This window comes from Arthrobacter sp. ES3-54, from assembly GCF_029504395.1.
In the GTDB taxonomy this organism is placed as follows: Bacteria; Actinomycetota; Actinomycetes; order Actinomycetales; family Micrococcaceae; genus Arthrobacter.
Window position 1 is genome coordinate 1 of sequence record NZ_JAQFIF010000035.1, and the last position, 1,158, is coordinate 1,158.

Below are 1,158 nucleotides of genomic sequence, written 5' to 3' on the forward strand. Positions count from 1 at the left end.
CCCAAAGTCAACTGGTGGGAGCAACGCCGGGGATTAGGCTGCGTGCAGCAGCTGGTTCAGCCGGCTGGCTGGGGTTTCGAGGTTGAGGGTGGGCCTGGGCCGGCGGTTGAGTTTCGCGGCGACCAGACGAAGGTCCTCGGGGGTGTGGACGGAGAGGTCAGAGCCTTTCTCGAACCAGAACCTGAGGAGCCGGTTGGTGTTCTCGTTGGACCCGCGCTGCCAGGGCGAGTGCGGGTCGCAGAAGTAGAGCGTGGTGTCCAGGGCGGTCTGGATCCGGGCATACTCCGCGAGTTCCGAGCCCCGGTCCCAGGTGATCGACCGCCGCAGGTGATCCGGGAGCTGGCCCATCTCCCGGATCATCGCGGCCGCAACGGTGTCGGCGGCGTGGTTCCCGGAGAGGTGGAGGAGGATCGTGAACCGGGTCGAGCGTTCGACAAGAGTGCCGATCGCTGTCCCGTCGGCGCCGATGATGAGGTCCCCCTCCCAGTGCCCGGGGACCGCCCGGTCTTGGGCCTCGGCGGGGCGCTCACTGATCTTGAACGCTTCCTTGTAGGGGCTGTTCGCGTGCCGGTCCGCGCTGTGGGGCAAGCGCTTCCTCCGTTTCAGGCTGAGCTTTTCCGCCAGGTCCGCCCGCAGACTTCCGCGGGTTTGAACGTATAGCGCCTGGTAGATCGTCTCGTGGCTCACCTGCATAGTCTGATCATCGCCGAAGTGAAACGCCAACATCGAGGAGATCAGTTTCGGGCTCCACCCGTCATCCATCCACACCCCGATCAGCCCGCAGAGCGGCTCGTTCAGCAGGAGTTTCAACGGCTTGGGCCGGCGCCTGGCCTGGTGGGCCCTCGCATGGGCCACCGAGGCGTAATACTCCCCGTCCGGGCCCGTGTTGCGGTTCACCTCACGCCAGACCACGGACTTGTTGCGGCCGATCGCCTTGGCAATCCCGGCATAACTGAGCCCGCTCCGACGGCCCATCTGGATCATGCCCCGCTCCTCCGCGCTCAAGGCCCGCCCTCCCGGCCCTTCCCGGGCGGGAACCGGATCCGCGAGACCGCCGCCGGGACCCATAACTATCGTCATCTGACCAGACTCGGCCCACCAATTCGTCCCGGTGCCGCCCGATGCACCGACACGCCGGGCGGCACCCAGGATCGACAT

At 66.7% G+C, this 1,158-nt stretch carries 1 protein-coding gene; it reads right to left on the minus strand.

All coding sequences use genetic code 11. From position 1 onward, the window contains the following. Window positions 1-33: 33 nt before the first annotated feature. A partial coding sequence (locus M2428_RS22205) for an IS30 family transposase (protein ID WP_277528139.1) occupies window positions 34-1,158 on the minus strand: 1,125 nt, incomplete at its 5' end.